The sequence below is a fragment of the Amycolatopsis sp. NPDC006131 genome (assembly GCF_040614175.1).
Classification (GTDB): Bacteria; Actinomycetota; Actinomycetes; order Mycobacteriales; family Pseudonocardiaceae; genus Amycolatopsis_E; species Amycolatopsis_E tucumanensis.
The window spans coordinates 1-8567 of sequence record NZ_JBEXTX010000195.1 but is presented as its reverse complement, the minus strand read 5'-3'; the positions used below and the strand labels follow the sequence as shown (position 1 = coordinate 8567).

Genomic DNA, 8567 nt, shown 5'->3' with positions numbered 1-8567 from the left:
TCAACGCCCACTGCTCATCCGAGAGCATCTGAAACCGCGACACGACCAGCAGCATCCCAGCCACCAACCGCGATCTTTGTCAGACACGCCCTAGGTCATGATCGCGCTGTCGGGGACCACCGTGTCGTTGCGGAGCGCTTCCCACAGCTGCTTCGACTTCGTCTTGTCCCAGTGCTCCGCCGAGCCGGACGTGACCGGCACCGTCGTGGACAGCACGCCGTCCGAGGAGATGCCCCGCATCGCCCACGCCAGCGCCACCAGGTTGTGCAGGTGGTCGCCCTCGTCCATGGTCAGCGCGTCCGGCGCGGCGCCCAGCAGCGGGAACACGTCGAACGGGTTGAGCAGCGTGCCCGGGCTGGAGATCTGGCTGACCAGCGCGCCGATGAACTTGCGCTGGTTCTCCACCCGGTCCAGGTCCGACCGCGGGGTCGCGTCGCTGTGCCGCATGCGCACGAACCCGAGCGCGTGCGCGCCGTCGAGTTCCTGGCAGCCGGCCGGGATCGTGATGCCGGTGACGGTGTCGTGCATCTCCTTGTCGACGCACATGTCCACGCCGCCGATCGCGTCCACGATGTTGGCGAACCCGCCGAACCCGATCTCGGCGTAGTGGTCGATGCGCAGCCCGGTGGCCTGCTCGACGGTCTTGACCAGCAGCGGCGCGCCGCCGATCGAGAACGCCGCGTTGATCTTGCTGGTGCCGTGGCCGGGGATGGCGACCTCGGAGTCGCGCGGCAGGCTGACCAGCGTCGGCTTGGTGTCGTTGTCCGGCAGGTGCGCGATCATCATCGTGTCGGTGCGCTGACCGCCACCGGCGGCCTTGACGTCGCCGGTGACCAGCCGTTGCTCGTCCTCGGCGGTGAGGCCTTCGCGGCTGTCCGAGCCGACGATGAGCCAGTTGGTGCCCGCGCCTGCGGCGGGGCGGCCCTCGTAGTCCTCCAGCGCGGCGACCCGGTTGATCGAGAACTCCAGGTACACCCACACGCCGGCGAGGAACAGCACGAACACCGACAGCAGCGTGAGCAGCACCTTGCCAGGGCCGAACCGGCGGCGGCGCGGACGGCGCGCGGCAGGCGGCGGGGGCGGCGGGACGTCGCCGCGGGACGGCATGGCCCGCGTGGGCGGCGGTCCGGGGCGGCGCGGCGGCGGCTGGCGGTAGGCGCCCTCGCGGCCGGGCAACGGCATCATCTGCGCGGGCTGGTGCTGTCGCGGGCCGCGCGGTGGTACGCGCGGCGGGTAGCCGCCCTGGTTCGTCACGCCATCACCGTTCCCCGATCGACCGGCCCTAGGACGCCCCTAGTGAACCTCAAACGTCTCGAATCAGGACGTGCAGCACCCCGAAAGGGTTGCGCAACGCTACCCGGGCAGGCGAAGCCGCTGGTCGGGACGCACCGACCAGGCCGTGAGCGGGGCCACACCGGCGGCGTCCAGGGCGAACTCGCGGGCCAGCCGGTTCCACACCCCCGGCCGGTACAGCATGGCGTGCCCTTCGGACATGACCTCGATCCGCACCACACGCTCGGCGACCGCCTGGGCGCGCTCGGCGTAGGCGAAGGACTCCGCGGGCCGGGTGATGCGGTCGCGCGTGCCGTGGGCGATCACGACCGTCTTGCCGGTCACCGGTTCCACCGGCTCGCCGATCGGGGTCCACGGCGCCAGCGCCAGCACGGACCGGACTTCCGGCTCGTCGGCGATCCGCAGCGCGACCCGGCCGCCCATCGAGTGCCCGGCGAGGAACACCGGCACGTCCGGCCGCTCGGCCCGGATCCGCCGCAGCGCCCACCGCGCGTCGGCCACCGGGTGCAGGTCGGGGTCGTTCCAGCCCCGGACGCGGTTGCGCAGCAGCCGCACCTCCACCCCGTGCGGCGCCCCGGCCCGCAGGATCTGCCGCGCCAGCGGCACCATCCGCAGGTAGGCCAGCCCCCACGGCCGCACCACGTTGAGGCCGTTCTCGGCGCCCCCGTGCAGGACGAGCACGACCGCCCGCACCGGCCCGCGGGCGCGCCAGGTCGTCAGCACCGGATCACTCACACCAGGAGCCAACACCACGCCCGGGGTGATTCTTCCGCCGACCACCCGCACGGGGTGGTCCGCCGCCTAGGGTCGGGCGCATGATCAACGATCTGGTCGCCGGCGCCCTGCAGCAGGCCGGCGAACGCAACGGCAGGGAGATCGAGCGGGCCGCCGCGCTGGTGCTGGGCGCGGTGCGGGCGGACGCGCTGGTGTTCACCGCCGGCGCCGGGCACTCGCTGGCGTCGGTCGCCGAGACCTTCTACCGCGCGGGCGGCCTGGCCTGCGTGTACCCGCTGTACCACCCGGACCTGCTGCCGTTGCACGGCGCCGCGGCGAGCACGGCGGCCGAGCGGCGGTCCGGCCTGGCCGCGGAGGTGCTGGCCGAGCGCGCGCCCGGACCGGACGACGTGGTGTACGTGTTCTCCAACTCCGGCGTCAACCCCTACCCCGTCGAGCTGGCCGAGGCCGCCCGCGCGGCGGGTGCGCCGGTGGTGGCGGTGACCTCGCGGGCGTCGGTCGAGGCGGCGCCGCGCCGCTCGCACAGCACGCTGCTGGAGCAGGCCGACGTCGTGCTCGACACCGGCGTCCGCCCCGGCGACGCCGCCTTCCCCGCCGACGACCCGCGCACGGTGGCGCTGTCCTCGCTGCTCAACGTCTTCCTGTGGAACGAGGTGCTGGCGCACGTCTTCGACACCGCCCGGCGGGAGGGCGTCGAGGTGCCGCTGTGGCGCAGCTCGAACGTCGAGGGCGGCGACGCGGCCAACGCCGCGCTGCTGGACCACTACCGCCCGCGGGTGCCCGCCCTCCGCTAAGCGGCGGCGGGCTCCTCGGCGAACTGGGTGTGGTAGAGGTCGGCGTAGCGGCCGTTCGCGGCGAGCAGCTCCTCGTGGGTGCCGCGTTCGACGATGCGCCCGTCCTCGACCACCAGGATCTGGTCGGCCGCCCGCACGGTGGACAACCGGTGCGCGATGACCAGCGCGGTCCGGCCTTCCAGCGCGTGCGACAGTGCCTCGCTGACCGCCGCCTCGGACTCCGAGTCCAGGTGCGCGGTCGCCTCGTCCAGCACGATCACCCGCGGGTGCGCCAGCAGCAGCCGCGCGATGGTCAGCCGCTGCCGTTCGCCGCCGGAGAGCCGGTAGCCGCGCTCCCCCACCAGCGTGTCCAGCCCGTCGGGCAGGCTGCGGACCAGCTCGGCGAGCCGCGCCCGGCCCAGCGCGTCCCAGATCTCCTCCTCCGCCACACCCGGCCGCGCGTACTCCAGGTTGGCGCGGATGGTGTCGTGGAACAGGTGCCCGTCCTGGGTGACCACGCCGACGGTGTCCCGGATCGAGGCGAACGCCAGGTCACGGACGTCCACATCGGACAACCGGATGGCGCCGGAGTCGACGTCGTAGAGGCGCGGCAGCAGCGACGCGATCGTCGACTTGCCCGCACCGGACGAGCCGACCAGTGCGACCATCTGCCCCGGTTCGGCGCGGAAGCTGATCCCGTGCAGGACCTCCTCACCGCCGCGGGTGTCCAGTGTGGACACCTCCTCCAGCGAGGCGAGCGAGTACTTGTCGGCGGCCGGGTAGGCGAAGCGGACGTCGTCGAACTCGACCGACACGCCGCCCTCCGGCACGGTGCGGGCGTCCGGCTTCTCGGTGATCATCGGATCCAGGTCGAGCACCTCGAAGACCCGCTCGAACGACACCAGCGCGGTCATCACGTCCACGCGCACGTTGGCCAGCGCGGTCAGCGGGCTGTAGAGCCTGGTCAGCAGCAGCGCGAGGGCGACGACGGTGCCCGGGGCGAGCTGCCCGCGGATCGCCAGCCAGCCGCCGAGGCCGTAGACCAGCGCCGTCGCGAGCGCCGACACCAGGGTCAGGCTGGTCATGAACCAGCGGGTCAGCATCGCGGTCCGCACGCCGATGTCACGGACGCGGCCCGCGCGGGCGCCGAAGTCCTCGACCTCCCGCTTCGGCCGCCCGAACAGCTTGACCAGCGTCGCGCCGGGCGCGGAGAACCGCTCGGTCATCTGGGTGGTCATCCCGGCGTTGAGCTGGGCCGACTCGCGCTGCAGGTCGGCCATCCGGCGGCCGATGCGGCGCGCGGGGAGCACGAACACCGGCAGCAGCACCAGCGCCAGCAGCGTCACCTGCCAGGACAGGGTGACCATGACCGCGAGCGAGAGCACCAGCTGGATCACGTTGGTGACCAGGCCGGACAGGGTCGCGGTGAACGTGCGCTGCGCGCCGATCACGTCGTTGTTCAGGCGGCTGACCAGCGCGCCGGTGCGGGTGCGGGTGAAGAACGCGATCGGCATGCGCTGCACGTGCTCGAACACCGCGCGGCGCAGGTCGTAGATCAGGCCCTCGCCGATGCGGGCGGACAGCCAGCGTTCGACGAGCCCGAACCCGGCGTCGGCGATCGCCAGCCCGGCCACGACGACGGCCAGCAGGACGACCAGGCCGGCGTCCTTGCCGCCGACGATCGTGTCGACGACCTTGCCGGCCAGCACCGGCGTGCTCACCGCGATCACCGCCGACACCACGGTCAGCGCCAGGAACACCAGCAGGCTGCGCCAGTACGGGCGGGCGAAGCGCGCGACCCGCCGCACGGTTCCGGGCGCGAGGCCCTTCGGCGTGTTCGCCGCGCGCATCGCCGAACTCATCAACGACCAGGTGTTGTCCACGCCGCCCACCCTAAAAGTTCGACATTACTTGATGTCTACCCCGAAGACGCAGAGGTCAACGCGGCAGGTCACCAAAAGCTTCCCGGGCGTTGCCCGCGATTCCGCCCTCGGTAACCTTTGCCCATGGGGAGGGACGAAACCGGTGCGAGACCACCCGGCGGCCCGCGATGACCACTGAGCGCACCGAGGTGCGCACGCCGGTCCCCGCCGCCGCCCTCGACCGCTGGCGGGCTCTGCTCGCCGCGCACCCGCTGACCGTCGACCTGGTCTTCTACGTCGTCTGCACCGTCTACGCCATCGCACTGGCCCTCACCAACGAGTTCTACGGCTTCCGCATCTGGGGCTCGTGCGCCGCGTTCGGCTACGGATTCGCTGCCGCCCAGACCGGCTGGCTGATCGCCACCGGCCGCCAGGGCGGGCTGCTGCGTTCTCGCTGGGTGGGGATCGCCGGCATCGGCGTGCTGTCGATGCTGCTGCCGCTGGCGGTCCTGGTGGTCCGGCGGCTCACCGGCACCGACTGGCTGAACACACCGTTCTCCTGGAGCGCCCAGCCCGAGGTGTGGGTGATCGAGCGGTCGGCGAGCCTGCTGCTGGACAACGGCACGCCGTACGTGGACGTGGAGGCGCTCACCCGGGCCCCGGAGGTCAACGACTACACGCCCTACGGCCCGGTCATGGCCGTGTTCGGCCTGCCCCGCGCCCTGTTCGGCGGGAGCCCGGTGGCCGACGCGCTCACCGACGCGCGGCTGGTGTTCGCCCTGACCGCGTGCGTGTGCGCGTGGCTGACGATCCGGCTGTCCCGGACGCCGCGCGTTCCGGTGCGCGCGGCGCAGTTCGCGATGGCGTGCCCGCTCACCGCGCTGACCTGGGCGGTCGCCGGGCCGGACCTGGCGATCGTCGGTCTCATGCTCGTCGCGGCCGCGCTCGCGGCCAGGGACCGCCCGGTGGCGAGCGCCATCATCCTCGCGCTGGTGATCAGCGCGAAGCTCATCGTCGCACCGGCCGCGGTGGTGCTGGCCGTGCTCGTCTTCGCCCGCCTGGGCGGCAGGGCCCTGGCGCGCTTCCTCACCACGACGGTGGTCGCGTGCGCGGTGCTCAACATCCCGGTGTTCCTGGTGAACCCGCGGGCGTTCGTGGAGCACGTGATCCGGTTCCCGGCCGGCCTGGGCCAGGTGACGTCACCGGCGGCGAGCCCGCTGCCGGGCTATCTCATCGCCAGTACCGGACCGGCCGGGAAAGTGGCCGCGTTCGTCCTGCTCGCGGGCGCCGCTGCCGCGATCCTCGTCTGGTTGCTGCGGCGTCCGCCCGTCGCGGGGTCGGACGCGTTGTGGCGCATCGCCGTCGGGCTAGGAGCGTTCACGCTCCTGACGCCCGCGACGCGCTTCGGGTACCTGGTGTACCCGTCCGTGCTCCTCGGTGCGATGTTGTGCTTCCGCCGCGCCGAGGCCGGAGGTGCCCGGCCTACTTCTTCTTAGCGCGCGTCGCCCCGCCGCGTCCGCGCAACTGCACACCGGATTCGGAAAGCACGCGGTGCACAAAGCCGTACGAGCGTCCGGTCGACTCGGCCAGGGCTCGAATGCTGGCACCCTTCTCGTATTTCTTCTTCAGGTCAGCGGCCAGCTTGTCACGCGTACTGCCGGTGATCCGCGCGCCCTTCTTCAGGTCAGCCACGTCGTTCCGCCTTCCACCAGATCGCGTTGGCAGGCCACAGTGGGCCTCGTCACGCAATGATCGAACACGAACCGGGAATTTGCCAGACGACGGGCGAAAAACCTGCCCAATGGCGGAAAAATTGCGCCATTCAAGGTTGTTGCCTAGTCCAACTAAGCAATCCAGCCTTTGTTTACGTCATGCCAACTGGACGAGTTCCAAGTAATCATCCGACCAGTGATCCTCCGTGCCGTCGGGCAACAGGATCACGCGCTCGGGCTCCAGCGCCTCGACCGCGCCCGGGTCGTGGGTGACCAGCACGACCGCGCCGGTGTAGCTGCGCAGGGCGTTGAGGACCTGTTCGCGGCTGGCCGGGTCGAGGTTGTTGGTCGGCTCGTCGAGCAGCAGCACGTTGGCGGCGCTGGACACCAGGCCCGCGAGCGCGAGCCGGGTCTTCTCGCCACCGGAAAGGGTGCCCGCGGGCTGGTCGAGTTGCTCACCGGTGAACAGGAACGAGCCCAGCAGGTTCCGCAGCTCCTGCGCGCCGGTGTCGGGGGCGAGGTGGCGGATGTTCTCCCACACGCTGGCGTCGTGGTCGAGCGTCTCGTGTTCCTGCGCGTAGTAGCCGAGGCGCAGCCCGTGGCCGGCCACGACGCTGCCGGTGTCGGGTTTCTCCATGCCGCCGAGCAGGCGCAGCAGGGTGGTCTTGCCCGCGCCGTTGAGGCCGAGCACGACGACCTTGGTGCCGCGGTCGATCGCGAGGTCGACGCCGGTGAAGATCTCCAGCGAGCCGTACGATTTGGACAGTCCGTCGGCGGTGAGCGGGGTGCGCCCGCACGGGGCCGGGGCCGGGAACTTGATGTGCGCGACCTTGTCGGCCTGGCGCTGGTCGTCCAGGCTCGCGAGCATCTGCTCGGCGCGGCGGGCCATGTTCTTCGCCGCGACGGCCTTCGTGGCCTTCGCGCCGAGTTTCGCGGCCTGTGCCTGCAGGGCGGCGGCCTTCTTCTCCGCGTTGGCCCGCTCCCGGCGGCGGCGCTTCTCGTCGGTCGCGCGCGCTTCCAGGTAGCGGTTCCAGGTCATGTTGTAGTTGTCCAGCTCGCCGCGGGTGGCGTCGAGGAACCAGACCTTGTTGACGACCTCGGCCAGCAGTTCGACGTCGTGGCTGATCACCACGAGACCGCCCTCGTGGCCCTTGAGGAAGCCGCGCAGCCAGTTGATCGAGTCGGCGTCGAGGTGGTTGGTCGGCTCGTCGAGCAGCAGGATGGTGTCGGAGCGGCCGGAGGCCCCCACGTCGGAGGCGGCGAACAGGATGCGGGCCAGCTCGACGCGGCGGCGCTGGCCACCGGAGAGGGTGCGCAGCGGCTGGGCGAGGACGCGGTCGGCCAGGCCGAGGTTGGCGCAGATGCGGGCGGCCTCGCTCTCGGCCGCGTACCCGCCCAGGGAGGCGAAGCGTTCCTCGAGGCGGCCGTAGCGGCGGATCGCCTTGTCCCGCTCGGCGTCGTCGACCAGCTCGGACATGGCGGTCTGGGCCTTCTCCATGTCGCGCAGCAGGGTGTCGAGGCCGCGGGCGGACAGGACGCGGTCCTTGGCCGTGACGGAGAGGTCACCTTCGCGCGGGTCCTGGGGCAGGTAGCCGAGCTCGCTGCCGCGGCGCACCTCGCCCGCATAGGGCTCGCCCTCGCCCGCGAGGACCTTCAGGGTGGTGGTCTTGCCGGCGCCGTTGCGCCCGACCAGGCCGATGCGATCGCCCGGCTGGATGCGCAGGGTGGTGTCGGAAAGCAGAATGCGCGACCCGGCGCGCAGTTCGAGGCCGGTGGCCGTGATCAAGAGAACTCCCGGATGGCGGGGGTGGACGGGTGGCATCGACGGGCCTGCCGGACAGGCGGCCCGGAGCTACTCCAACTGGACGTCCACGAGACCCAGTGTACGGATCACGGTCCAGCGATTTTCCCCGCGGTGGCGGGTCTCACCACGCCACCAAGGTAGCTGGGTGGTCATCCCGTCGCCTGACACTGGACGATCACCTTGAGCCAGGGCCGCAACCCCCGCTGGGTCCGGCGGCCGAACATGCCAACCTTGCGGCCCTGGGTCAAGGTGATATGCACAAAACGGAAGGCGACGGGATGACCACCCAGCGCAACCACCTCGCCAAGGTGAGACGAGGCACCCAACCCCTGGTCATCCCGGAGCCTGCCCGTCCGGCGAGGACTCTTTTGATCTTTTCCCTGCGCTT

8 protein-coding genes are annotated in these 8567 nt (G+C 71.5%); 2 read left to right on the top strand and 6 right to left on the bottom strand.

Annotation, left to right across the window (positions count from 1 at the left end; translation table 11 throughout):
* Positions 1-90: 90 nt before the first annotated feature.
* The gene (locus tag ABZ215_RS42610; RefSeq protein WP_237338054.1) at positions 91-1185 is read right to left on the bottom strand and encodes an LCP family protein; all 1095 of its coding nucleotides are present in this window, start codon (positions 1183-1185) and stop codon (positions 91-93) included.
* Positions 1186-1353: 168 nt separating this feature from the next.
* The gene (locus ABZ215_RS42605) at positions 1354-2028 is read right to left on the bottom strand and encodes an alpha/beta fold hydrolase (RefSeq protein ID WP_354956568.1); all 675 of its coding nucleotides are present in this window, start codon (positions 2026-2028) and stop codon (positions 1354-1356) included.
* An 80-nt stretch (positions 2029-2108) separates the two neighbouring features.
* Here ABZ215_RS42605 and ABZ215_RS42600 point away from each other — a divergent pair, with 80 nt between their 5' ends.
* On the top strand, positions 2109-2822 hold the full coding sequence (locus ABZ215_RS42600; protein WP_020421248.1) for a sugar isomerase domain-containing protein: 714 nt from the start codon (positions 2109-2111) through the stop codon (positions 2820-2822).
* Here ABZ215_RS42600 and ABZ215_RS42595 read toward each other — a convergent pair.
* Complete coding sequence (locus tag ABZ215_RS42595; protein WP_354956566.1) at positions 2819-4684, bottom strand: ABC transporter ATP-binding protein; 1866 nt, start codon at positions 4682-4684, stop codon at positions 2819-2821. The genes ABZ215_RS42600 and ABZ215_RS42595 overlap by 4 nt on opposite strands.
* Before the next feature lie 167 nt (positions 4685-4851).
* Between ABZ215_RS42595 and ABZ215_RS42590 the strand changes: the two genes are divergently transcribed.
* The gene (locus tag ABZ215_RS42590) at positions 4852-6159 is read left to right on the top strand and encodes a glycosyltransferase 87 family protein (protein WP_354956564.1); all 1308 of its coding nucleotides are present in this window, start codon (positions 4852-4854) and stop codon (positions 6157-6159) included.
* Here ABZ215_RS42590 and ABZ215_RS42585 read toward each other — a convergent pair.
* The 3 genes from ABZ215_RS42585 to ABZ215_RS42575 form a co-directional block, all read right to left on the bottom strand.
* On the bottom strand, positions 6146-6388 hold the full coding sequence (locus ABZ215_RS42585; RefSeq protein ID WP_223843236.1) for a helix-turn-helix domain-containing protein: 243 nt from the start codon (positions 6386-6388) through the stop codon (positions 6146-6148). The two genes, ABZ215_RS42590 and ABZ215_RS42585, sit on opposite strands and share 14 nt — an antisense overlap.
* Positions 6389-6532: 144 nt before the next feature.
* Entirely contained in the window at positions 6533-8161 is a 1629-nt protein-coding gene (locus ABZ215_RS42580; protein WP_020421251.1) for an ABC-F family ATP-binding cassette domain-containing protein, read from the bottom strand.
* A 167-nt stretch (positions 8162-8328) separates the two neighbouring features.
* Positions 8329-8567, bottom strand: a 239-nt coding sequence (locus tag ABZ215_RS42575) for a hypothetical protein (protein ID WP_354956562.1), incomplete at its 5' end; no start/stop codon positions are given.

Coding starts and splice junctions, on each gene's coding strand:
- ABZ215_RS42590 (WP_354956564.1), top strand. CDS start 4,852: ATGACCACTGAGCGCACCGAGGTGCGCACGCCGGTCCCCGCCGCCGCC.
- ABZ215_RS42600 (WP_020421248.1), top strand. CDS start 2,109: ATGATCAACGATCTGGTCGCCGGCGCCCTGCAGCAGGCCGGCGAACGC.
- ABZ215_RS42610 (WP_237338054.1), bottom strand. CDS start 1,185: ATGATGCCGTTGCCCGGCCGCGAGGGCGCCTACCGCCAGCCGCCGCCG.